Raw genomic sequence first — 23,541 nt, forward strand, 5'->3', positions numbered from 1 at the left:
GGATCGGTCGGGTCCGGGTGGGTCGGTGGTGGTGGAGCGACGGGCGGGGGTACCGGCGGCGAGGTGCTCCGCGTGGGTCTCGGTGCCACCGGCGGGGCGGTCGTCCACCGGGCGGGCCCGGGATCGGCAGCGGCGGGCCCTCGCCGCGCATGCGACGGCGCGGCCGGCAGCCAGCCGCTGGTCGGGCCGACGCTGGGTGTGCCGAGCGGGGGAAGCGCCGGTTGGCTGGTCATCGGCATGGGGATCACCACCGGCCCGACGGACGGGGTCGGCATGAACGGGGTGCTGCTGTCCGGTAGGGCGCTGCTGCCCGGGGTGGCCGAGCCCGCGCTGATCGCGGCGAGGATGGGCATCGACGCCGTGCCGGCCAGCAGCGCGACGGTGAGCAGGTAACCGCGGGAGGTGCCACCGGCGCCGGGGGCCCGGTGGACACCGACCACCCGGCGATAGCCGCCAGCCGACCGGTGCCGACCGAGCGCTGGTGTGCCGGGACCGTCACCTGGCTCGTACACCGCACACCCCTAGTCGTCGGCCGTTGGAGGACATGGATGGACGCCGCCGTAGGGTAGAACCCGACAAATGACCCGATAGGCGCGATCCTGCGGGAATCAGCCTGACGCAGTCACGGTGGGTCAGCCAACCTCCACTGCGTGTCGACACGCAGTGCTGCCCGAACGGTGACGAATCGTGCCGCAACGCATGGGAAACGCCGGCCGGCATGATGGCGACAAACGGCGTCAAAGCATGGGCAGTCGGATTGCGGAGGCAGGCGTACTGTGGGCGCGCTCACCTGCTCTGCGAATATGGAGCACGACGGCAACGCAGCCGTGACCTCCGCGCACCCTCGCGGCAGGCGCGGTTGAGCGCCGGCGCTCCCGATCCGGGTTCGGCCAGACACCGGATCACGCCGTGCGGCAACCCCCACCGGGGCTAGGCGCGGCCGCCAGGAACCGGCCCGGCAGCAGCCGGGCAGGCGCACGAGTTGCGCGGCCGGGTGACCCCCCGGTGCCGACGCAGACACGACAGGGAGACACCGATGGCAAAGGGCGACCCCGGGGGCACCACCCGCAGCAGGCGGGCTGCACCCCGCTCCAGGAAGGGCGCGGCCGGCGACCCCGCGCTGGTGCAGCTACTCACCCCCGAAGGCGAGCGGATCGACAGCGCCATCGGGCCGGACGGCACCGAGTACCGCGTCGACTTCACCGACGAGGAATACCGCGGTCTCTACCGCGACCTGGTGCTGGTCCGGAAGCTGGACGCCGAGGCGACCGCTCTCCAGCGTCAGGGCGAGCTGGGCCTGTGGGCCAGCCTGCTCGGCCAGGAAGCCGCCCAGGTCGGCTCCGGGCGGGCGCTGCGCACCCAGGACATGGCCTTCCCGACCTACCGGGAGCACGGCGTCCTCTACTGCCGGGGCATCGACCCGATCATGCCGCTCGGCCTGTTCCGCGGCGTCGACCAGGGCGGCTGGGACCCGAACGAGTTCAAGTTCAACATGTACACGATCGTCATCGGGGCGCAGACCCTGCACGCGACCGGCTACGCGATGGGCATCACCATCGACGGCAAGACCGGCACCGACGACGGCGAGGCGGCGATCGCCTACTTCGGTGACGGCGCCACCAGCCAGGGCGACGTGAACGAGGCATTCGTCTGGGCCAGCGTGTTCAACGCGCCGCTGGTCTTCTTCTGCCAGAACAACCAGTACGCGATCTCCGAGCCGCTGGAGCGGCAGACCCGCGTCCCCCTCTACCAGCGGGCCGCCGGCTTCGGCTTCCCCGGCGTACGGGTGGACGGCAACGACGTGCTCGCCACGTACGCGGTCACCCGCACCGCGCTGGACAACGCCCGCCTCGGGCAGGGCCCGAGCCTGATCGAGGCGTACACCTACCGGATGGGCGCGCACACCACCTCCGACGACCCGACCCGCTACCGCATCGCCAGCGAGGTCGAGGCGTGGCAGGCCAAGGACCCGATCGCCCGGGTCAAGGCCTTCCTGGAGAAGCAGCAGATCGCCGACGCGGGCTTCTTCGCCGAGGTCGACGAGCAGGCCCGCCGCGAGTCGGTGCACCTGCGTGAGCGGGTGCTCGAGATGCCGAACCCGGAACCGGTGACGATGTTCGACAACGTCTACCCCAACGGGTCTCCGCTGCTCGACGAGCAGCGCGCGAAGTTCAGCCGCTACATGGAGTCGTTCGAGGGGAGCGCCCACTGATGGCCACGGAGACGCTCACCATCGGAAAGGCCCTCAACACCGGTCTGCGCCGCGCCCTGGAGAACGACCCCAAGGTCATCATCATGGGCGAGGACGTCGGCAAGCTCGGCGGCGTCTTCCGGATCACCGACGGTCTCCAGAAGGACTTCGGCGACCAGCGGGTGATCGACACCCCGTTGGCCGAGTCCGGCATCATCGGCACCGCTGTCGGTCTGGCCATCCGCGGCTACCGGCCGGTCTGCGAGATCCAGTTCGACGGCTTCGTCTACCCCGCGTACGACCAGATCGTGTCGCAGGTGGCGAAGATGCACTACCGCTCGGGCGGCAAGCTCAGCATCCCCATGGTGATCCGGATCCCGTTCGGCGGCGGCATCGGCGCGGTCGAGCACCACTCCGAGTCGCCGGAGGCGTACTTCGCGCACACCGCCGGACTGAAGGTGGTGACCTGCTCCAACCCGCAGGACGCGTACGTGATGATCCAGCAGGCCATCGCCTCGGACGACCCGATCGTCTTCCTGGAGCCCAAGCGGCGCTACTGGGAGAAGGGCCAGGTCGACCTGGACGCGCCGCTGTCCGACGCGTACCCCCTGCACTCGGCCCGGGTCGTGCGGCCCGGCACCGACGTCACCGTGCTGGCCTACGGTCCGATGGTGCGGACCTGCCTGGAGGCGGCGACCGCCGCCTCCGAGGACGGCCGGGAGCTGGAGGTCATCGACCTGCGCTCGCTCTCGCCGCTGGATCTGACCGCGGCGTACGAGTCGGTGAAGCGCACCGGCCGTGTGGTCGTGGTGCACGAGGCGCCGTCCAACATCGGCCTTGGCGCCGAGTTGGCCGCCCGGATCACCGAGGAGTGCTTCTACTCCCTGGAGTCGCCAGTGCTGCGGGTGACCGGCTTCGACACCCCCTACCCGGCCGCCCGGGTGGAGGAGGAGTACCTGCCCGACCTCGATCGGGTGCTCGACGCCGTCGACCGCACCTTCGGCTGGTGAGCGACATGTCCCGGATCAAGACGTTCAACCTGCCCGACCTGGGCGAGGGGCTGACCGAGGGCGAGATCCTGGCCTGGCTGGTCAAGGTCGGCGACACCATCGAGCTGAACCAGCCGATCGTCGAGGTGGAGACGGCGAAGGCGGCCGTGGAGATCCCGGCGAAGTGGGCCGGCCAGGTCCAGGCGATCCACCACCCGGAGGGCACCACGGTCGAGGTCGGTACGCCGATCATCGCGATCGACACCGACCCGGGTGCCGGGCCGCTGGAGGCGCTGTCGACCACTGCCACGCCCAGCGGTGACCTGCCCACCCCGTCGGCGGCCTCGCTGGCGGCGGTGGAGGTGGCACCGGCCGAGGGCATGATCGAACCCGGTCTGATCGGCGGTGCGGCCCCGGGCGGGCGGACGGCGGTGCTGGTCGGTTACGGGCCGCGTACCACCGCCGCGAAGCGCCGCCCCCGCAAGGGCGCGGTCCCGGCGCCCGCCGCCCCCGCTGGAGTCGATCATGGAGTTGTGGTGGGTCACAAACCGGCCCCGACTCCCACGATTCCGGCACCACAAGTCCATGATCGACGCGGTGGGGCGAGCGGGGGAGCCGTGCTGGCCAAGCCGCCGGTGCGCAAGCTCGCCAAGGATCTCGGGGTCGACCTCGCCACGTTGACCGGGTCGGGGCCGCTCGGCTCGATCACCCGGGAGGACGTGCAGCAGGCGGCGAGCGGCGCGAGCGTTGTGGTTGCCGAGCCGATCGCGGCGACGACGGCGCCCAGCTTCGGCGCGGACCGGGAGCAGCGCATCCCGGTCAAGGGCGTCCGCAAGCTGACTGCCGAGAACATGTCCCGCTCGGCGTTCACCGCCCCGCACGTGACGGAGTTCCTGACCGTCGACGTGACCCGGGCGATGAAGGCACTGGACCGGCTGCGCGGCCGGCGGGAGTGGCGCGACGTACGGGTCTCGCCGCTGCTGCTGGTGGCGAAGGCGGTGCTGCTGGCGGTGCAACGGCACCCGATGGTCAACTCGACCTGGGCGGGCGACGAGATCGTGGTCAAGGAGTACGTCAACCTCGGCATCGCGGCGGCCACCGAGCGCGGTCTGATCGTGCCCAACGTCAAGGACGCCGGCCGCCTCTCGCTGCGGGAGTTGGCGGACGCGCTGACCGACCTGGTGCAGACGGCGAAGTCCGGCCGCACCTCGCCGGCGGCCATGTCCGGCGGCACCCTGACCATCACCAACGTCGGCGTGTTCGGGGTGGACACCGGCACACCGATCCTGCCGCCGGGTGAGTCCGCGATCCTGGCCTTCGGCGCGGTGCGGGAGATGCCCTGGGTGCACAAGGGCAAGGTCAAGGTTCGCCAGGTCACCACGCTGGGGCTGAGCTTCGACCACCGGATCATCGACGGTGAGCTGGGCTCGAAGTTCCTGCGGGACGTCGGCGACTTCCTCACAGATCCGGAGGCGGCGCTGCTCGCCTGGACCTGATCGTTTCAGAACGCCAGCCACGGCCGGTGTGCCACGGGTTAACGCCCGGCACACCGGCCGTGTCCGTTGAGCGAAGGAACCGTCGGCCAAGGGGCCTGTTGACCTTTGATTGTTAGGCAGGTGTCTCAGCTCACCTAATAATCGATGGAATTTCGCCGGCTCCTGCTGTTGAATAGATGCATCAGGGGCTGACAACCGAATAGCTAGGGGGACCCACCAATGAGCAGCATGATCGAGCGAATCCGCAACCACCGCGACGCGACCCGCCGCGCCCGTGCCATCGAGCACGCGCTGCGCTCGGCGAACTCGCCGGCGGTTCGCGAGGAAATCCTCGTCATCGCCCAGCGTCACATGAGCTGACGCTCCACTACATTCCTCACCTCCTCCAGATCGATGGCCCACCCGGCCCACCGGGTGGGCCATCGGCGTTTTCCAGACACCACCACCGGGATTCCGCCCTGCCGCAGCGCCCGGTACGGTGGGCTTCGGTCGCCGCCCGCCGACCCGGCAGAGGCCGAGCCGTCAGGAACTGCTCGACATCAACCGGCCACGGTGAGTGACGAGCAGTGCTCCTTGGACGGTTCGTGCCACCACCCGATACCGTGCGGGGAGCCGGCACAGCGGTACGCCGGTGACGCCGGCAGCCACGCCGAGGAGACCGATCGGCACCGGCGAGCCGACATGTGATGGAGGAGGCGCACCCATGACGTCCGAGGGCCCGCACCGACCCGGCCAGGAGCCGGACGAGGTGTCACCGGGCGCCGGCGGACCGGCGCCGTACGGCGACCGCCCGGCGCAGCCGGACAACGGCCAGAACGCCGCCGGCCCCGACCTGGGCTGGGCACCCCCGCCCCCGACGCGACCGAACCCGTCGGCGCCGGCATGGGCGACCCAGCCTGAGCAGCCGCCGGCCCCCGCCTGGGGTGCCGCCGCGCAGCCCAACGACCCGGCGCAGCCCGCCTGGGCCGCCGGTGGTGGCGCGAGCGAGCCGCCGCAGCAGCAGCCCGGCGCATGGTCCGGCAACGACGGCGCGCCGACCCCGGCACAGCCCGAACCCTGGGCCGCGCAGCAGCAGGGCTGGACGCCCGCCGAGCAGAGCGCACCCGCACCGACCTGGACCCCGAACGCCCCCGCTGAGCAGCCGGACTGGGTGCAGGCCCAGCCAGCCGCACGGGGCGCCGCGCAGGTTCCCCCGGCCACCGCCGCCTGGCCCGCCCAGGAGGACCCGGCCAGCGGCTGGGGCGGCGCGGCGCAGGCCAACCCGCCCGCAGCCGACTGGCGGGCGACCGAATCTCCGCAATCCGACGCACCGCAGGCCGCCGGCTGGTCCGGCGGCGCCCAGCAGGAGCAGGCCACCGGCAATGGCGGCTGGCCCGCCGCCGGCGCCGCCCGCGACGACCAGCCGGTGTGGACGCCGGCGGAGCAGTCGCCACCGGCCTGGGGCCAGCCCGCCGAAGCGACCGAGCAGCCCGCCCCCGGCTGGGGTCAGGCCGCCCAGCCGAGCCAGGCCCGTGGCGCCGCCCAGGTCCCGGCCCCGACGACGAACTGGCCCGCGCAGGACGATCCGGCCAACTCCGGCGGGTGGGCCGCGCAGCAGCAGGCGCAGGCGCAGCCCGCGTCGTGGAACGGCGGCAACGACGCGCGGCAGGACCAGCCCGCGCAGCCGGCCGCCTGGGCCGAGGCCGAGGGCCGTCCACAGCAGCCCGACTGGGTGCTCTCCCAACCGGAGCAGCCGACCGAGCGGCCGGAGCAGACAGGGTGGACCCCGGCGGAGCCGAGCAACCTCCCCGCCCGTGCCAGCGCCAGCGTGCCCACCAGCGGCGGCGCGCCCAACTGGGCCGCCGGCCCGGACAACGCCGCCCAGGGCAACTCCGGCGGCGTGCCGGAGGCCGAGCCGTGGGCCCCCGGTGAGGTGTGGGGTCGCGCGGAGGCCGAAGCTTCCGCCCAGTCCCGTGGAGGCTGGGAGGCTGACCGCGGCGACGAGGCACCGGCCTACCAGCCCGGGCCCGCGCCGGGCATCTCGCCGGCGAACGCGGTGCCGCTTCCCCCGCAGGAGCAGCGCGTGCCGGGTGCCAGCCTGGCTGCCGTCCCGCCGTCCGACTACGCACCCCAGGCCCAGTTCGCTCCGATCCCCGAGCAGCCCGCCTACGCCGAGCGGGAGACCCCGGACGCTGCCGCGCAGTACGGTGGCCGCCCCGAGGACGTCTCCGCGAGCGGCGCGGTGGTACCCGCCCCGCGCACCTCGCCCGAGTCCGGAGCGGGCCGCGCGGTCGTACCGGTGTCGGACGCCGAGTCGGCAGCCGGCGCGGCGGCCCGGGCCACGGCGAGCGCCTCGGTGCCGCTGGCGAGCCGGGTCATGCCTCCGACCGACCAGGCCATCCGACCGACCGGCACGGCCAACCCGCAACCCCGGGTGTACGGCCGTCCGGCACGACCGGAGCCGGAGGCCGAGCCGGAGCCGGAGGCGTTCCAGGGCGACCCGGGCGCCGACCGTCAGGGTGCTCCGGAGTGGCAGAACGACGCGCCACGACAGGCGACGCCCGACTGGCAGCACGAGGAGCAGCGGCAGATCGCTCCCGACTGGCAGAACGACGCGCAGCGGCAGCAGCCCGCACCCGACTGGCAGAACGACGCGCAGCGGCAGGCTGGGCCCGGCTGGGGCGGCGAGCCGTCGGCCGATCCGCGCTTCGACGACCGGCAGCCCGCACCGAACGCGTTCAACGAGGGGCCGCCGGCGTTCCCGCCCGGTGTGCCGTCCTTCGTCGACGCCCCGGGCAACAACAGGCCGGTGAACGGCACCCGCCCGCACTCCGGTGCCGAGGCGCCGGCGGACCAGTTCGGCGGCCCCGGGGCGCCTGCCGCCGGCACCCCGAACGGAACGGCGACCTTCGGTGCGCCGAACTTCGGCGGCCCGGGCTCCGGCGCGCCGGGCTACGGCGGGCCGGCGACCGAGTCGGTGCCGGGCGGCGGTTTCCCGCCGTCGTTCCCGCCACCGCCGCAGCCCGCGTCGTCCTGGGGCCAGGAGGCCGGCCAGTCGGACCAGGGCCGGTTCGACGCGTTCAAGCCGGACGCCGTCGACGAGCCGAAGGTGGAGCCCCCGACGCCGAAGGTACGTAACGGCCGGGTGCTGGCCGCGGTGCTGATCGCCGCGATGCTCATCCTGGCGGTGCCGCTCGGCCTGCTGCTTCTGCTCGGCAAGGTCGGTGGGAACGACACACCGGCCTTCGACCCGGCGGTTGGCACCTGCGTGAAGCAGTCCGGGCAGGCCGGCGCCTCGGCGGCGGACTGCGGCGAGGCGGGCGCGTTCACGATCGTCTCGAAGGTGGACGCCAAGGAGAAGTGCACCGACACGACGCAGCCCCACGTGGTGTTGCCGGGTGAGGGTGCCAACCGGGTGCTCTGCCTGAAGCCGGCCGCGAAATAGCCGCACCGACGGCGGGGTCACGGGCAACCGTGACCCCGCCGTCGTCGTACCGCAGGTGGTACCGAATCTCGCCCCCTCCGGCCGGGCGCGGGCCGGTGGTCAGGCACGATGGGTGCATGAGCGCACGAGTACGGGCTCCCGAACTGCGCGGTCGGGGCTGGCTGAACACCGGTGGACGCGACCTCAAGCTCGCCGACCTTCGCGGCAAGATCGTAATCGCGGATTTTTGGACGTTCTGCTGTATCAACTGCCTGCACGTGCTCGATGAGCTGCGCCCGCTCGAAGAGAAGTACGGCGACGTGCTCGTCGTCATCGGCGTGCACTCGCCGAAGTTCGAGCACGAGAAGGACGCCGACGCGCTCGCCGCCGCGGTGGAGCGGTACGGGGTGCACCACCCCGTACTCGACGATCCCGAGATGGACATGTGGCAGCAGTACGCGGCCCGGGCCTGGCCGACCCTGTCGGTGATCGACCCCGAGGGTTACGTGGTGGCCACCATGGCCGGCGAGGGGCACGCCGAAGGGCTCGCCCGACTGATCGACGAGTTGATCACCACCCACGAGGCCAAGGGCACCCTTCACCGGGGGAACGGCCCGTACGTCCCGCCGCCGGCACCGGAGACGGCGCTGCGCTTCCCGGGTAAGGCGGTGCTGCTGCCCAACGGCAACCTGCTGGTCTCGGACTCGGCCCGACATTCTTTGGTCGAGGTCGACCCGGACGGCGAGACGCCGGTGCGTCGGATCGGCTCGGGCGAGCGCGGCCGGGCGGACGGCCCGGCCGCGGCGGCGACGTTCTCCGAGCCGCAGGGCGTGTGCGTGCTGCCCACGCACGTCGCCGAGGTGGCCGGCTACGACCTGGTGGTGGCCGACACCGTCAACCACCTGCTGCGCGGCGTACGGCTGGAGTCCGGCGAGGTGGTCACCGTTGCCGGCAGTGGGCGGCAGTGGCGCGCTGAGGTCGACGACCACGCCCACGACGCGTTCGCCGTCGACCTCTCGTCGCCGTGGGACCTGGCCTGGTACGACGACAAGCTGATCATTGCGATGGCCGGCATCCACCAGCTCTGGTGGTTCGACCCGATCAAGCGGACCGCCGGCATGTACGCCGGCACCACAGTGGAGGCGTTGCGCGACGGCCCGCTGGCCGAGGCGTGGATGGCCCAGCCGTCCGGGCTCTCCACCTCCGCCGACGGCACCCGACTCTGGGTGGCCGACAGCGAGACCAGCTCGATCCGGTACGTCGAGAACGGTGTGCTGGGCACCGCCGTCGGGCAGGGCCTGTTCGACTTCGGGCACGTGGACGGCCCGGCGGAGTCGGCGCTGCTCCAGCACCCGCTGGGGGTGTGCGCGCTGCCGGACGGCTCGGTGCTGATCGCGGACACGTACAACGGTGCGGTGCGCCGCTTCGACCCGGCCAGCAACCAGGTCTCCACCGTCGCCGACGGGTTGGCGGAGCCGAGCGACCTGGTGCTCACCCCGTCCGGTGAGGTGCTGGTGGTGGAGTCCGCCGCACACCGGTTGACCCGGCTCGCCCCCGGTGCACTGTCGGCGGCGGGTGCCAGCACTGTGGACGGGCCACGGCACCGCACCGAGCGCAAGCCGACCGACGTCGCCGCCGGCGAGGTCACCCTGGACATCGTCTTCACCCCGGCGCCGGGGCAGAAGCTGGACGAGACGTACGGGCCGTCGACCCGGCTGGTGGTCTCCGCGTCCCCGCCGGAACTGCTGGTGGACGGTGCTGGCACGGGCACCGAGCTGTCCCGCCGGCTGGTGCTCAACGGCGAGGTCACCGCGGGGGTGCTCCAGGTGACAGCGCAGGCGGCGACCTGTGACGCGGACGTCGAACACGCGGCGTGCCACCTGACCCGGCAGGACTGGGGCGTACCCGTCCGGGTGGTCGACGGCGCCGTGACCCGGCTGCCGCTGGTGCTTCGCGGCCTGGACGCCTGACGCGATTCGGAGGGGCCCAGCTGGGCCCCTCCGGTCAGGCGAACGGGGCCAGTGTGATGTCGGCGTCGATCAGGCTGGCGCGGACGAGCTCGGCGGCGGAGACCGCGCCCGGGGTGTCGCCGTGCACACAGATCGAGTCGACCGAGCAGGGGATGACAGTGCCGTCGACAGCCACCACGCTGCGTTCGGTGGCCATCCGCGCCGCCCGTTCGGCGATCTGCTCGGGGTCGGTGATCACCGCACCGGGGGTGCCGCGCGGCACCAGCGCCCCGTTGGGGAGGTAGGCGCGGTCGGCGAACGCCTCGGCAACCACCGGCAGGCCGGCGCCCACGGCGAGTTGGGCGAGCGTCGAGCCGGGAAGGCAGAGGACGGGCAGCTCCGGGTCGTAACCGCTGACCGCGGCGACCACCGCCGCCGCCTGGGACTCGTCGGTGCTGGCCGCGTGGTAGAGCGCGCCGTGCGGCTTCAGGTAGCGGACCCGGGTGCGGAACAACCGGCAGAACGCGTCCAGCGCCCCCAACTGGTAGGTCACCTCGTCGCGCAGCTCGGCGAAGTCGTACGCGATGTGCCGCCGGCCGAAGCCGGCCAGGTCCCGGTAGCCGACCTGCGCGCCCACCGCGACCCCGCGTCGCGCAGCGCCCTCGCAGACCCGCCGCATTGTCGACGGGTCGCCGCCGTGGAAGCCGCAGGCGACGTTGGCGGAGGTGACGAGGCTCAGCAGCGCCTCGTCGTCACCGAGTCGCCAGATGCCGAATCCCTCGCCCAGGTCAGCGTTGAGGTCCATGGAATCTGACGGTAGTACCTGGCCGGGCCTGCGCGAGCGGGGTCACGTCGGTGACCACCCCGATGACGGGGTATCCACCGGTGGTCGGATGGTCCGCGAGGAAGATCAGGGGTTGTCCGTCCGCCGGCACCTGCACCGCCCCGAGCACGATGCCCTCGCTGGGGAGTTCGCCGGCCACCGCGCGGGGCAGCGCCGCGCCGGCGAGCCGCGCACCGACCCGGTTGCTCACCGGGCTGACGGTGTACGCGCTGCCGAAGAGCCGGTCGAACGCCGTCGGCGTGAACCAGTCCTCGCGAGGACCGGGACCCAGCGTCAGGTGCAGCTCTTCAGGTGGCGTGGGGCACACGGTCAGATCCACCGGTGCCGGGGTGCCGACCGGATCACCGAGCGGCAGCAGGTCACCATCCCGTAGCCGGGGCGGGCCGAGCCCGGAGAGGGTGTCGGTGGCCCGGCTACCGAGCACCGGTGACACGTCGATGCCGCCCGCCACAGCCAGCCAACTCCGTACGCCCCGCCGGGCGGGACCGATCCGCAGCACCGTCCCGGCCGGCACGCTGAGGGGACGTCCCGTGTCACCGGGCCGGGCACCCGCCTGGACGGGGACCTCGGTGCCGGTGACCGCCACCGTGGCGGCCCGGGTCAACCGCACTGTGCAGCCGGTCAGGGTGATCTCCAGGCCGGCCGCGTGCTCCGGATTGCCGACCAGCCGGTTGGCCAACCGCAGGGCACCCGGGTCGAGGGCGCCGGACCGGGGTACGCCCAGGTGCGCCCAGCCGGGCCGGCCCAGGTCCTGCACAGTGGTGAGCGCACCGGCGCGGATCACCTCGATGGCGGCCGGGCGGGTCACGCCGCCACCATCCGCACCGTGGTGCCCGGACCGAGTCGGGCCGGCGGGTCCGCAGCCACGTCGAACAGCACCAGGTCGGTCCGACCGACCAACAGCCAGCCGCCGGGGGAAGCGCCCGGGTAGATGCCGGCGTACGGGCCCGCCAACGCGACCGAGCCGGCCGGCACCCGGGGACGGGGCGTGGCCAGCCGGGGCAGCGCCAACTCGGCGGGCAGCCCGGTCAGGTAGGGGAATCCGGGGGCGAATCCGCAGAAGGCGACCCGGAACCGCGTGCTGGTCAGTTTGTGCCGCACTGCCGGCACGTCCACGCCCCAGTGTTCCGCCACCGCCGCCAGGTCCGGCCCGTCGAAGGTGACCGGCACGAACACGTCAGCCGCGTCGTCGGCCCCGTTTTCGGCTGTGGCGTCGCGGAGTCCGGCTGTGCCTCGGGCCTGGGCGTCGTTGTCCGCTCCGGCACCAGGTTCGATGTCGGCGCGGGCGCGGGCGTGGGCGTCGTCGGCGCGGGCGGCGTCGTCGGCGCGGGCTTTGGCGTAGGCGGCGTGGGCGTGGGCGGCGTCGTCGGCGCGGGCTTTGGCGTAGGCGGCGTGGGCGTGGGCGGCGACTTTGGGATTGGCTTGGTGTGGGCGGGTGATCGCGGCGGTGACGGCGGGTGCCCAACGGGTCAGCTGCTCGGTCGTGGTGGCCGGGTCGGGCAGGCCGTCGAGTAGCACGGTTTGGGCCGCCGGCACGATCTCCACGGCGATCAGGTCGCCCCGCTCCCGACGCCGCCACAGCTCGGCCCGCCACGCTTCGACAAGGGCGGCCTCCGGGATGTCGGCCACGGCTTCGGGGGTGTCGGCGGGGGCGGCGCAGTCGAGTAGCAGGGCGTGCGCCCCGACCTGTCGGATCCGCATCCGCACATCCTCGCCGATGCCGTGCCGATCCGGTGTTCACGTTGACGGTGCCGGGTGTCACCAACGCCACTACTTACAAGTAACCTACGGTGCCGTAACCTGATTAGGTGACCACCTCCGCCCCGCTTCGCCTGAAGCCGGTCGACATCGGTAAGCCCCGGATGCGCGGCTGGCTGCACACGTACGCCTTCTTCGTCGCCCTGGTCTGCGGCATCGTGCTCTGCTCGATCGCCGCCACCCGGCCCGGGTGGGCACCCCTGGTGAGCTGCCTCATCTACAGCCTGACGGTCTGCGGGCTCTTCGGCACGAGCGCGCTGTACCACCGCCGCGTGTGGTCGGAGCGCGGCTACCAGGTGATGCGCCGGATGGACCACTCGATGATCTTCGTGTTCATCGCCGGCACGTACACACCGCTCTGCGCGATGCTGCTCGCGCCCCGGCCAGCCACCGTGATGCTGGCCCTGGTCTGGGGTGGCGCGCTGGCCGGCGTTGCGGTCAAGGTGGTCTGGCCGCACGCGCCACGCTGGGTGTCCGCGCCGCTCTACCTGGCGCTGGGCTGGGTGGCGGTGGCAATGCTCCCGGAGATCCTGCACGGGGGCGGCGTCGCGGCGCTGGTGCTGCTGATCGTCGGCGGCGCGATCTACAGCGTCGGCGCGGTCTTCTACGCGTTGCGCCGGCCCAACCCGTGGCCGACCGTCTTCGGCCACCACGAGTTCTTCCACGCCTGCACCCTGCTGGCGGCGCTGTGTCACCACATCGCGATCTACTTCGCGCTGTTCGCCTGACCCAACCGCCAGGACCCAGGGGCACGGCAACGCTGCTCGGCCGCAACGCATGGCGACTGCCGCCGCCATGATCGTGCTCGATCAAGGATGTAGTGGCCTCGCTCGCATTCGAAGGCACTACATCCTGGATCGAGCACGATCTTCGCCCGATCACCGCCTCCGGGATCAGGCCCGCACCTCAAGATCCGCACATCTCCAGGGAAACTGCTGTCTCGACACGCCCTCAGGCAGCAGCTTCCCCGAAAGTGTGCGGATCTTGGCCGGGTAGCGGGGTGCTGGCGACCCCGTCGCGCACACGCGGGCCGGGGCACACACGCGAGCCGGGGCCCCGCGACGCTGCGGGACCCCGGAGTGTGTGGGCGAGGATCAGACCGGTCGGCCCGGCCGACGCACCTCGCGGTACTCCTGCACGACCTGGTTGTCCTGGACCGGCACGACCCGGTCGGCCACGACGCGCTCCTCGCGAACCGGCGCGGCCGCTACCGGGCGGCGGCGGCTGTTCCAGAAGTAGAGGGTGGCGAGCAGGCCGGCGACGCCGGCGAGCATCAGCACCCAGCCGACCACGGCCAGGTCCAGCCAACCCAGGTCGGCCTCCACTGCGAACGCGAAGATCGCGCCCAACGCGATCAAGAAGATGCTGCCACCAATGCCCATGTCTCGCTCCTCGGCTCTAACCTGGCGTACGTCGCGCCGCGGCCGTCGGTAGGGGTGCGGCATCCATCGACTTACCCAGGCACGGAGATCGCCAATCGGGCAAGCTGGGGGCATGACGGACGCCGACCCCGACACACGGACACTGGTGTTGCTGCGGCATGCGAAGGCCGAGCAGGGCAACGACGCGGCGGACGACGCGGAGCGGCCGTTGAGCGCACGCGGGGACGCCGACGCGGCAGCGGCTGGGGCCTGGTTGGCGCACCAGGGGCTGCTGCCCGACGTGGTGATCTGCTCGACGGCCCGACGCACCCGCCAGACCTGGCACGGGGTGGCGATGGGGATGACCGGTTCACCGCCGGAGGGTGGCCCGACCGGTCCTCGCCCGACCGTCCGTTATGAGCCGGGTGCGTACGACGCACACCCGGAGGAGTTGTTGTCGCTGGTCCGCACTGTGGACCCGGCGGCCCGCACAGCCTTGCTCATTGCTCACAATCCGGGCATCTCGCTGCTATCCGCGCTCCTCGACCCCGAGGGAGTTACCGACGAGGGTCTGCGCACCGCCGAGCTGGCGGTGCACCGCTGCCCGGTGGGCTGGGCGGAGTTGAGCAGGGCGGGAGCGCCGCTCACGGCTCGGCACACCGCACGCGACTGAGCCACCCGCCGATCCGACGGGTGGCTCAGGGGTACGCGTTGTGCCGGGATCAGGACGGCGGCGCGGTTGGTGGCGGCGGGTCCGGCGGTGGCGGCATCATCGCCGTCGGATGAGACAGCCGGTTCTCCTCCACGATGAGGGTTCGAGCCCGCTTGCGCCGGTCCTGCCAGAACCAGACAGTGGTCAGCAGTACGGCCAGCCCGGCCAGGATGAACACCCAGCCGACCGCGCGTACGTCGATCCACCAGACGTTGGCTCTCAGCGCGAAGGTCAGGATCGCGCCGATCGCGATGAGAAAAATGCCGCTTCCTACACCCATGTGCGCTGCACTCCCCCGTGCGGTGGCTCTGGGCGTTCCCTTTCGAGGTCACGCGACGGTTACCCGCCACGGCAGCGGCATACCCGACCGGGCGCGGTCAATACGTGCCCACTGTCGGGTCGAAACGGCGGCGGCCGACGGGGCAACATGCCCCGCCGGCCGTCGGTGCCGAGTGGTGCGACCCGGCACAGGACCTAGAAGGCCTCCTCCGGGAGGTCCATGATGTCGAGGTCGGCACCCTCGATGATCCGCCGGTCGGCGCCGATGCGGGGCAGCACCTCACGGGCGAAGAAACGGGCAGCGGCCACCTTGCCGGTGTAGAACGCCTTGTCGCTGGCGGAGACCTCGCCGGTCAGCGCCTTCAGCGCCACCTCGGCCTGCCGCTGCAGCAGCCAGCCGACCACCAGGTCACCGATCGCCAGCAGGAAGCGCCGGCTGCTCAGCCCGACCTTGTAGAGGGCGCGGGTCTCGCCGCCCTGCGCCTCGCCCAGCCAGCCGGTCATCACACCGAGGATGTTCTGCACCTCGCCGAGCGCCTTGCCGAGCGCCTGCCGCTCCTCCTTGAGCTGGCCGTTGCCCGCCTCGGTGGAGATGAACTCCTGGATCTCGCCGGCGACCGCCATGAGGGCCTTGCCGTTGTCCCGAACGATCTTGCGGAAGATCAGGTCCAGGCTCTGGATGGCGGTGGTGCCCTCGTACAGGGTGTCGATCTTGGCGTCCCGGACGTACTGCTCCAGCGGGTAGTCCTGGAGGAAACCGGAGCCGCCGAAGGTCTGCAGGGACTCGTGCCCGAGCATCTCGTACGCCCGCTCCGAACCGACGCCCTTGACCAGCGGCAGCAGCAGGTCGTTCACCCGCTTGGCCAGCTTGGTGGCCTTCTCGTCGCCGGCCGCCTCGGCGATGGCGACCTTGTCCTGCCAGGTGGCGGTGTAGAGAACCAGGGCACGCAGGCCCTCGGCGTACGACTTCTGCAGCAGCAGCGAGCGGCGCACGTCCGGGTGGTGGGTGATGGTGACCCGCGGCGCGGTCTTGTCCGCCTGCTGGACCAGGTCGGCGCCCTGCACCCGGTTCTTCGCGTACTCCAGGGCGTTGAGGTAGCCGGTGGAGAGGGTGGCGATGGCCTTGGTGCCGACCAGCATCCGGGCGTACTCGATGATCATGAACATCTGGCGGATGCCGTCGTGCTTGTCGCCCAGCAGCCAGCCCTTGGCCGGTACGCCGTGCTCGCCGAAGGTCAGCTCGCAGGTGTTGGAGACCTTCAGGCCCATCTTGTGCTCGACGTTGGTGGTGTAGACGCCGTTGCGCTCGCCCAGCTCGCCGGTGGTCTCGTCGAAGTGGAACTTCGGCACGACGAAGAGCGACAGGCCCTTGGTGCCGGGGCCACCGACGCCTTCCACACCCACCGGGCGGGCCAGCACGTAGTGCACGATGTTGTCGCTGAGGTCGTGCTCACCCGAGGTGATGAAGCGCTTCACGCCCTCGATGTGCCAGGAGCCGTCCGGCTGCTGGATGGCGCGGGCGCGGCCGGCGCCGACATCCGAGCCGGCGTCCGGCTCGGTGAGCACCATGGTGGAGCCCCACTGCTTGTCGATGAAGAGCTTGGCCCACCGCTTCTGCTGCTCGTTGCCCTCGACCTCCAGCACGTGCGCGAAGGACGGGCCGGAGGCGTACATCCAGATCGGGGCGTTCGAGCCGAGCACCAGCTCGGCGAGGGCCCACCAGAGGGCGCGGGGGGCGTTGGTGCCGCCCAGGTGCGGCGGCAGGTCCAGGCGCCAGAACTCGGAGTCCATGAATGCCTGGTAGGACTTCTTGAACGACTCCGGGAGCGGCGCGGTGTGCGTGGCCGGGTCGAACACCGGCGGGTTGCGGTCGCTGTCCGTGTAGCTGGCGGCCAGGTCCTCGCGAGCGAGGCGATCAAGCTCGGAGAGGAAACTGCGGGCGGTGTCGGCGTCGAGTTCGGAGTACGGTTCCTGGCCGAACGCCTGGTCCGCCCCGAAGACCTCGAACAGGTTGAACTCAAGGTCCCGCAGGTTGCTCTTGTAGTGGGTCATGCTCGCTGGCCCCGCTTCCGGACAGGTGTTACCGATCAGTAACCCCGACTGTATTACTCGCGGGTAGGCAGCGACAAGCGGATCACCCAAGTGACGGCCATTACACACCTGCGGGCGCGGCCGGGCGGCTCAACTCTCGGCGGCGCCGACCTCCCAGCTCGGGACGGCGACGGCAGCGCCGGCACGGGCACCCACGTACTCCATCAGAACCAGCGCGATGTCGTCGTCGAGCCGACCGTGCACCCACTCGACCAGGGCGGTCTCCAGCGATGCCAGCCCGTCGGCGACCGTGCCATGGCCGAGCAGTCGCCAAGCCCGATCGGCGGTCGGGAAGAACTCACCGTCCCGCCGCGCCTCGCCGAGACCGTCGGTGAACAGCAGCAGCCGGTCCCCGGGTTCCAGGCGTTCGACCCGAGGGCGGACCACCGGCATGAACCCGAGCGGAGGTGCCGGGGCCGGCGGTTCCAGCGGGATCACCGCACCTCGACGTAGCAGCAGCGGTGGCGGATGCCCGCAGTTGACGATCGTGAGGGTGCCGCCACGCTCCTCGACCAGTGCCGCCGTGACGAAGTCCTCGTCGCCAACGTTGCGGGCGACCGCGCGGTCCAGGTCGGCGACGACGGCCCGCAGGTCGGCCCGCTCGTACGCCACGTGCCGGTAGGAACCGAGGACGATGCTGGCCAGCCGGACCGCGTCCAGACCCTTGCCCCGCACGTCACCGATGATCATGCGGACGCCGTAGGGCGTGTCGATCGCCTCGTACAGGTCGCCGCCGATCTCGGCCGTCGCGGTGGAGGAGATGTAGCGTCCCGCGACCGACAGCGTGCCGACCTGCGGCCCGAGCGGGCGCAACACCGCCTGCTGGGCCACCGAGGCGAGCTTGGTCAGCTCCACGATCCGCTCGGCCTGCCGCTGGCGAACCCAGGCCACCGCCACTGCCATTCCGGTGACGAGAGCGACCGCGACAACGTTGACCGAGGTGGCCAACGAAACCTTCGGCGCGACCAGCGCGAAGCCGGCGCCGATCAGTGTCGCCGCGACGCCCACCCCCAGGACCACCAGCCAGGACGCCAGGGCAGCGGCGAGAACCGGCGCGGCCGCCAGGAGCGCGACGTAGTGCACCTTACGGCCGTCCGCCGCCTCCACCGCCGAGACGATCGCGAGCAGAACGAGGGCCGCGCCGAGGCCGGCGCGGGATCCGGGGCTCAGCGGGCGACGGCCCGACTGGAGGAGTCGCGTGGGTACGAGGGACAGTTTGCCTGATCCACGTGAACCGGTGAATGAACCTGACCCGTCGTCTGAGGAGGTTCTGTCCGGCCGGCCCAGTAAGCCGACCGAATCGGCGTCACCGCTCCCGCTCAGCCGAGCACCTCGTAGCGGACGGTGAGCGCGCCCACGTCGACCGAGGCGATGCTGGCGAAGGCGGCCCGGGAGAGGTCCAGGCAGCGGCCGTCGATGAACGGGCCACGGTCGTTGATCCGCACCGTCACCGACTTGCCGTTGGCCGGGTTGGTCACCCGGACCTTGGTGTTGAACGGCAGCGTCTTGTGCGCGGCGGTCAGCGCGTCGGGGTTGAACGACTCGCCGTTGGCGGTGAGCTGCCCGTCGGAGTAGAACGAGGCGCCGCACGAACCGCTCTCCAGCACCTTCGCCGCGGTCGTGGTCTTCTTGACGGTCGGCTTCGGCTTCGGCTTCGGCGACGTGGTGCGTTCCCTGCCCCGGGAGGCGGCCTGCTGCGACCGGGTCGCCGACGGGCTGGCGGTCACGCTGGGCGAGGCGCTGACGCTCGGGGTGGCGGCCGGGGAGCTGGGGGTGAGGCTGCTCGCGGCGGTGGTCGGGGTGAGGTCGAGAGCCACCTGCCCGGACTGGTCGGGCCCGGAGACCAACTGCACCGCACCTACCGTGCCGCCGACGGCGAGGGCGACGCCGACCGCCGCGGTGGCCACGATGCCCGCCGGGGAGGAGAAGATGCGGGTACGAGAGTGCTTGCCTGCCACCGGCCCGGTCCTTTCGTCGTCTGAACAAACCGGATCGGACCGTAACGAGAGAAGCACTTCCGAAGTCAACGTGATCATGTTGGTATGCCCGCATTTGCACAGGTACGTGTAGCCGATCATCCGACCCAGGGTGGGCCGGGTGGCCCGGGTGCCGTCGCGCCCGCCGACCGTGCCGCAGGATGAGCGGATGCCCGCCGATCTGACCGAACGCCTGGCCGCCCTGTTCCAGTGGATCGACCCCGGCCCAGGCACCAGTCACCTGGTCAGCGACATCTCCGGTTGGTGGCGGGACCCGGCAGTGCTGGCCGAGCTGGGGCCCGCCCTGGTGGCGCCGTACCGGGCCGCCCGGCCAACGGTGGTGCTCGCGCCGGCCGTCACCGGGCTGCTGCTCGGGCCGTTGGCCGCCACCGCCCTCGGGGTCGGCTTCGTGGCCGCACACAAGCCCGGTGACGGACGCCTGCCGGCCGGGCCACTCACCTGGGCACAGAGCCCACCGGACTACCGGGGCCGACGGGTGGACCTCGCCGTACGGGACCGGCACCTCGGCCCCGGCGACCGGGTGCTGGTGGTGGACGACTGGGTGCGTACCGGCGCGCAGCTGCAAGCCCTCTACGACATCTGCGCAGCCCGGGGCGCCGAGGTGCTGGGCACCGCAGTGGTGGCCGTGGACTGCCCGCCCGAGATCGCGGCCGACCTACGGATCACCGGCCTGATCGACGCCGCGGATCTGCCGGGTTGACCTCAAGCAAGGTTGAAGAACGACGATCGGTGGATGAGCGAGGGAACACTGGACGAGGCGTACGAACGACTGCACCGCACCGGCCCGGAGTTCGAGGGCTGGCTGTCCAACCACGGGCCGATGGCCGTCGAGGCGCTGGTCCGGCACGGGCACCAGCAACGGGTGCACCGCTGGCTCGACGAATACCTCGGGCGACTCGATGAGCTGCCCCGAGGGCTGCACCCGATCGACGACTGGCGGGACGCGCTCGGCGACCCGAAGCGCGCCGGTGACTGGCTGGCCCACTTTGACCGGCAAGTGCGCGAACACCAGTGGCGCGACGTGCTCGGCACCTGGTGGCCCCGGCTGCTGCCGGGCATCGCCGCCGGCGCCACCCACGGCGTGATCCGGGTCGGGCACGCCGTACGCGCGCTCGAAGCGGACGAGGAGAACCCACGGCGGCTCACCGAGTTGGGCCAGGCCCTCGGCTACTGGGCGGCACGCTGGCAGCCGATCCCCGGCACCGACCGGCTGTTCACCGGCGATGCCGACGAGCCGGGCACCGACGACATCGACGTGGCGGGCGCGCTGGCCGGGCTGCCCCGGATCGAGGACCAGACCGGAGGGGTCCGGGACCGGCTGGGCCAGCTGCCGGCCGTACCCCGGTGGGAGCCTGCGCTCGCGGCGCTGCGCCCCGCGCGGAGCCCGGCCGAGGCGCAGCGGGGGCTCACCACGCTGGTGCACCGGGCCGGCCTGGACTACCTGCGTTTCGGACACACCAACCCGGTCATGCTGGTGCACGCGGTCACCGCGCCGACCGCCGTGCTGCGTACCCTGCCGGCACTTGACCGGGCGCTGTGGGCGCCGAGCTTCGCCGCGGCCTGGGCCGCGACGGCGGCCATGACCTCCGTGTACGCCCCGGCCACCGGCATCGCACCACCGACCGTCACCCCCGCGACGCCGTCGGGGGTCTTCGCCCGCGCGGCCCGCCACGGCGACGAGCACGTGGTCAAGCTCGCCGACGCGATCCTCGACGCGTACGCGACCAGTGCCGACGAGCGGCTCCTCACCGCACCCGGCTACGCCGGCCAACTGATCTGAGCGGGGCGACGGGTATTGCGGCAGCGACCGGGGGCGCCCTGACCTAGCCTCGGCAGGATGTGGCCTCGGATCGGTGAACTGCGCGCCCTCGCCCTCGGCACCCCCGGCGAGTTGCGGTCGACCCTCAACACCCTGGTGCTGGCCGGTGTGAAGACCGCGACGGCCGGCCGACTCGCCGAGTACGCGGAAGAAGGCGAGGAGTTGGAGCACGTCGGCGAACGCCTGGCCCTGGTCGACGACGACAACGCCCTGGCCGGCGTCGTGGAGATCACCGGAGTCGAGGTGGTCCGCTTCGCCGACGTGCCCTGGGACTTCGCCCACGCCGAGGGCGAGGGTGACCGCTCGATCGAGGAGTGGCGGGCCGGGCACTCGACCTACTGGGCGCGGCTCGGCACGCCGGTCGACGGCGACACCCCGATCGTCTGCCTGCGCTTCCGCCTGGTTTCCGGCGGCGAGGGCGGTGTGGCCAGCGGTGACCTCGGCGCCTGACGTCTCTTCCCCAGCTGGGTCGGCGCGGCGGCTGCCAGTTAGGCGGGCGTCTCGGCCTGGCGGGTCAGTCGCGTAGTTGTGGCAGCAGCCGCGTCGCCACGTCCACCAGGACGGCCTCGTCACCGGCGTACCAACTGCTGGCGCGTGGCCAGTGCGTCACCACGTCGGTGAAGCCCAGCTCGGCGGCGCGGCCGACCTGGTCGGCGAAGAACTGTGCGCTGCTGAGCGAGAAGACCGGCGCGGCATCCAGCGAGAGGTAGCGGTCCAGGCTGGCCGGGTCACGGCCGGCCTCGTCCAGGGTCCGGTCCATCCGCGCGGACAGCGCCGACACACTGGCCCACCAACCCGCCAGGTCGTTGTCGTCACCGGTGCCGGTGGTCACCCACCCCTGCCCGAAGCGGGCCACCAACCGCATCGACCGTGGCCCGTTGGCGGCCACCACGAACGGCACCCGAGGCTGCTGCACGCAGCCGGGGTTGTTGCGGGCATCCACAGCGGCGAACCAGTCCCCACGCCAGGTGGTGCCGTCCTCCCGCAGGATCAGGTCCAGCAACTCGGTGAACTCGGCGAACCGGTCGACCCGCTGACGAGGCGGCAGCGTCTCACCACCCAGCACCGCCGAGTCGAAGCCGATGCCACCCGCCCCCAGACCGAGCAGCAAGCGGCCGGCGGAGACGTCGTCCACAGTGGTGATCTGCCTGGCGAACGCGGCCGGGTGCCGGAAGTTCGGCGACGCCACGAGAGTGCCCAGTCGAATCCGCGAGGTCACAGTGGCAGCGGCGGTCAGCGTGGCCATCGAGTCGAACCACGGGCCGTCGACCAGGTCACGCCAACCCAGGTGGTCGTACGTCCAGGCGTGGTCGAAGCCCCACTCGTCGACCTGCCGCCAGCGACGCTGCGACTCCGCCCACCGCTGGTCCGGAAGGATCACGATGCCAATCCGCATGATCGCCACCCTAGTCGGGCCGGCCACCCGCGCCCTAGCATCACGCTCATGCAGGGGATCGGGGCAGCCGTACGAACGGCGAGCCTTTCTGACGTGCCGGCGCTGGTCGAGTTGCGCATGGCGAACGCCGAAGCGCACCTGGCGCTCGACCCTGACACCTACCGCCTGCCGCAGCGCGAGGCGGTCATCGAGCACTTCACCGCCGTCCTCAGCGACGCGGCCGCCCGGAACGCGGTTCTTGTCGCGGAACAGGGCGGGCAGGTGGTCGGGATGGTCGAGGTGCTGCGCCTGCCCGAACCGCCCGCACACCAGATCCTTCGCCCGGAGCCTTCGGCGCAGATCCATACTGTGGTGCTCGACGAGGCCCGAGGCCGTGGGGTCGGCTCCGCGCTGCTCGACGCGGCGGGCCGGTGGGCGGTCGAGCACGGGCTTTCCTACCTGTCGGCGGGTATCCACCACCGCAACGCGAGCGCCGTGCGCTTCTACCGCCGCCACGGCTACGAACCGTCCGGCACCTCGTGGGGCAGGCGGGCAGTCGGTTAGGCCGGCGTCCGGGGCACCATCGTCGCCCGACTTTGGTTACCGTTCCGTTGTGGACATGCGGGCACGACGGACCGACACGGTACGGGCGTTCGGCACCCTGTTACTGGTGGCGGGTTTTGTGATCTCGCTATTCAGCATGCCGTCCGGGGGCGCAGGGCTCAAACCGCAGATCCTGGCCGCGTTCCTCATCCTGACCGGTATCGGTCTGCGGATCGAAGCGGCGATCGCCAACCGGCAGTTCTAGGTCCACCGTCGCGGCCAGCCCGTACCCTCCGGTGGTGCCCGCCGAAGCAACTGCCGCCCGCGTACCCCCGGCTCGCCGGTTCCGCATGATCCGCACGGTGGCGTTGCTGGCCGGGGTGGTCGTACCGTCCCTCATCCTCCGCGAGTTGGTCGAGTCCCGGTTCGGCCGCGGGCCGCTGGCCGACCTCAGCGCGGTCGCGGTGCCGATGGCGGCGACCGCGTGGCTCGCGCCGTACGCCTCCTATCGGCGACGCGACGCCCTGCTCTGGCTGGTCGGCCCGGGCATCTACGTCTTCGCTGTGATCGCCTGGCGGGTGGCCCTCGCGCCGTACCGGGACTGGAGCCCTCGCCCGGAGGAAAGGGCCCGGATGCGCTGGTCACGCGACCAGGAACACGCCGGGGAGTGGTACCTGACCGAGCCGGCGAGTGGCACAGGTCACACTTCTTCCCGGTAGGGGCACCGCGTTCGG

Annotated in this window: 23 protein-coding genes and 1 pseudogene; 15 read left to right on the top strand and 9 right to left on the bottom strand. The window is 72.0% G+C overall.

What is annotated here, in order from left to right:
• The 7 genes and pseudogenes from AB0B68_RS13775 to AB0B68_RS13805 all read left to right on the top strand — a co-directional run.
• Positions 1-393 (top strand): annotated as a pseudogene (locus AB0B68_RS13775) (hypothetical protein); the annotation flags it as partial.
• Between the two features lie 643 nt (positions 394-1,036).
• A complete protein-coding gene (pdhA, locus tag AB0B68_RS13780; protein WP_355004650.1) occupies positions 1,037-2,212 on the top strand; it encodes a pyruvate dehydrogenase (acetyl-transferring) E1 component subunit alpha in 1,176 nt (391 codons plus the stop codon).
• Positions 2,212-3,201 carry an alpha-ketoacid dehydrogenase subunit beta gene (locus AB0B68_RS13785; protein ID WP_357260165.1) on the top strand — a complete coding sequence of 330 codons (990 nt, stop codon included), beginning with the start codon at positions 2,212-2,214 and terminating at the stop codon, positions 3,199-3,201. The genes pdhA and AB0B68_RS13785 overlap by 1 nt, the downstream gene beginning before the upstream one ends.
• The gene (locus AB0B68_RS13790; RefSeq protein WP_357204887.1) at positions 3,198-4,676 is read left to right on the top strand and encodes a dihydrolipoamide acetyltransferase family protein; all 1,479 of its coding nucleotides are present in this window, start codon (positions 3,198-3,200) and stop codon (positions 4,674-4,676) included. The genes AB0B68_RS13785 and AB0B68_RS13790 overlap by 4 nt, the downstream gene beginning before the upstream one ends.
• 219 nt (positions 4,677-4,895) lie before the next feature.
• Positions 4,896-5,036, top strand: a complete 141-nt coding sequence (locus tag AB0B68_RS13795) for a hypothetical protein (RefSeq protein ID WP_355004647.1) — start codon at positions 4,896-4,898, stop codon at positions 5,034-5,036.
• A 343-nt stretch (positions 5,037-5,379) separates the two neighbouring features.
• Positions 5,380-8,100: a hypothetical protein gene (locus AB0B68_RS13800; RefSeq protein WP_357260168.1), complete on the top strand. Its 2,721-nt coding sequence runs from the start codon at positions 5,380-5,382 to the stop codon at positions 8,098-8,100.
• 116 nt (positions 8,101-8,216) lie between these two features.
• A complete protein-coding gene (locus tag AB0B68_RS13805) occupies positions 8,217-10,049 on the top strand; it encodes an NHL domain-containing thioredoxin family protein (protein ID WP_355004645.1) in 1,833 nt (610 codons plus the stop codon).
• A 34-nt stretch (positions 10,050-10,083) separates the two neighbouring features.
• On the opposite strand, the gene AB0B68_RS13810 is transcribed toward AB0B68_RS13805, so the two are convergent.
• Genes AB0B68_RS13810 through AB0B68_RS13820 form a run of 3 tightly spaced genes read right to left on the bottom strand, consistent with a single transcriptional unit; the run spans position 10,084 to position 12,573 of the window.
• On the bottom strand, positions 10,084-10,833 hold the full coding sequence (locus tag AB0B68_RS13810) for a 5-oxoprolinase subunit PxpA (RefSeq protein ID WP_357260171.1): 750 nt from the start codon (positions 10,831-10,833) through the stop codon (positions 10,084-10,086).
• Positions 10,817-11,680 (bottom strand): biotin-dependent carboxyltransferase family protein, encoded by an 864-nt coding sequence (locus AB0B68_RS13815; RefSeq protein WP_357200710.1) that lies wholly within the window; start codon positions 11,678-11,680, stop codon positions 10,817-10,819. The genes AB0B68_RS13810 and AB0B68_RS13815 overlap by 17 nt, the downstream gene beginning before the upstream one ends.
• Positions 11,677-12,573, bottom strand: a complete 897-nt coding sequence (locus AB0B68_RS13820) for a carboxyltransferase domain-containing protein (protein WP_357260174.1) — start codon at positions 12,571-12,573, stop codon at positions 11,677-11,679. The genes AB0B68_RS13815 and AB0B68_RS13820 overlap by 4 nt, the downstream gene beginning before the upstream one ends.
• 107 nt (positions 12,574-12,680) lie before the next feature.
• On the opposite strand from AB0B68_RS13820, the gene AB0B68_RS13825 reads away from it, so the two are divergent.
• Entirely contained in the window at positions 12,681-13,358 is a 678-nt protein-coding gene (locus tag AB0B68_RS13825; RefSeq protein WP_355004642.1) for a hemolysin III family protein, read from the top strand.
• 366 nt (positions 13,359-13,724) lie between these two features.
• Here the strand turns inward: AB0B68_RS13825 and AB0B68_RS13830 are convergent, their stop codons facing one another.
• On the bottom strand, positions 13,725-14,012 hold the full coding sequence (locus AB0B68_RS13830; protein ID WP_357260177.1) for a DUF6458 family protein: 288 nt from the start codon (positions 14,010-14,012) through the stop codon (positions 13,725-13,727).
• Between the two features lie 112 nt (positions 14,013-14,124).
• Here AB0B68_RS13830 and AB0B68_RS13835 point away from each other — a divergent pair, with 112 nt between their 5' ends.
• Entirely contained in the window at positions 14,125-14,664 is a 540-nt protein-coding gene (locus AB0B68_RS13835; protein ID WP_357200701.1) for a histidine phosphatase family protein, read from the top strand.
• Between the two features lie 49 nt (positions 14,665-14,713).
• Here AB0B68_RS13835 and AB0B68_RS13840 read toward each other — a convergent pair whose 3' ends face one another.
• From AB0B68_RS13840 to AB0B68_RS13855, 4 genes are all read right to left on the bottom strand, one after another.
• On the bottom strand, positions 14,714-14,983 hold the full coding sequence (locus AB0B68_RS13840; protein ID WP_030487564.1) for a DUF6458 family protein: 270 nt from the start codon (positions 14,981-14,983) through the stop codon (positions 14,714-14,716).
• 194 nt (positions 14,984-15,177) lie between these two features.
• Positions 15,178-17,034 (bottom strand): acyl-CoA dehydrogenase, encoded by a 1,857-nt coding sequence (locus AB0B68_RS13845; protein WP_357200698.1) that lies wholly within the window; start codon positions 17,032-17,034, stop codon positions 15,178-15,180.
• A 129-nt stretch (positions 17,035-17,163) separates the two neighbouring features.
• Positions 17,164-18,288, bottom strand: coding sequence for a PP2C family protein-serine/threonine phosphatase (locus tag AB0B68_RS13850; protein WP_357200720.1), 1,125 nt, complete (start codon positions 18,286-18,288; stop codon positions 17,164-17,166).
• Positions 18,289-18,392: 104 nt separating this feature from the next.
• Entirely contained in the window at positions 18,393-19,031 is a 639-nt protein-coding gene (locus tag AB0B68_RS13855; protein ID WP_357200695.1) for a septal ring lytic transglycosylase RlpA family protein, read from the bottom strand.
• A gap of 187 nt (positions 19,032-19,218) precedes the next feature.
• Between AB0B68_RS13855 and AB0B68_RS13860 the strand changes: the two genes are divergently transcribed.
• From AB0B68_RS13860 to AB0B68_RS13870, 3 genes are read left to right on the top strand one after another with little or no spacing between them, the layout of a single operon-like run.
• Positions 19,219-19,770, top strand: a complete 552-nt coding sequence (locus tag AB0B68_RS13860; RefSeq protein WP_357260180.1) for a phosphoribosyltransferase family protein — start codon at positions 19,219-19,221, stop codon at positions 19,768-19,770.
• Between the two features lie 33 nt (positions 19,771-19,803).
• On the top strand, positions 19,804-20,850 hold the full coding sequence (locus AB0B68_RS13865) for a questin oxidase family protein (protein ID WP_357260183.1): 1,047 nt from the start codon (positions 19,804-19,806) through the stop codon (positions 20,848-20,850).
• Between the two features lie 57 nt (positions 20,851-20,907).
• A complete protein-coding gene (locus AB0B68_RS13870; RefSeq protein WP_357260186.1) occupies positions 20,908-21,339 on the top strand; it encodes an ASCH domain-containing protein in 432 nt (143 codons plus the stop codon).
• A 64-nt stretch (positions 21,340-21,403) separates the two neighbouring features.
• On the opposite strand, the gene AB0B68_RS13875 is transcribed toward AB0B68_RS13870, so the two are convergent.
• On the bottom strand, positions 21,404-22,285 hold the full coding sequence (locus AB0B68_RS13875; protein WP_357200682.1) for an LLM class flavin-dependent oxidoreductase: 882 nt from the start codon (positions 22,283-22,285) through the stop codon (positions 21,404-21,406).
• Between the two features lie 48 nt (positions 22,286-22,333).
• On the opposite strand from AB0B68_RS13875, the gene AB0B68_RS13880 reads away from it, so the two are divergent.
• Genes AB0B68_RS13880 through AB0B68_RS13890 form a run of 3 tightly spaced genes read left to right on the top strand, consistent with a single transcriptional unit; the run spans position 22,334 to position 23,526 of the window.
• Positions 22,334-22,828: a GNAT family N-acetyltransferase gene (locus AB0B68_RS13880; protein WP_357200678.1), complete on the top strand. Its 495-nt coding sequence runs from the start codon at positions 22,334-22,336 to the stop codon at positions 22,826-22,828.
• A 55-nt stretch (positions 22,829-22,883) separates the two neighbouring features.
• Positions 22,884-23,072 (top strand): hypothetical protein, encoded by a 189-nt coding sequence (locus tag AB0B68_RS13885; protein ID WP_357200675.1) that lies wholly within the window; start codon positions 22,884-22,886, stop codon positions 23,070-23,072.
• Between the two features lie 34 nt (positions 23,073-23,106).
• The gene (locus AB0B68_RS13890; RefSeq protein ID WP_357260189.1) at positions 23,107-23,526 is read left to right on the top strand and encodes a hypothetical protein; all 420 of its coding nucleotides are present in this window, start codon (positions 23,107-23,109) and stop codon (positions 23,524-23,526) included.
• Positions 23,527-23,541 lie beyond the last annotated feature (15 nt).

The sequence above is a fragment of the Micromonospora sp. NPDC049049 genome (genome assembly GCF_040649115.1).
Taxonomy (GTDB): Bacteria; Actinomycetota; Actinomycetes; order Mycobacteriales; family Micromonosporaceae; genus Micromonospora.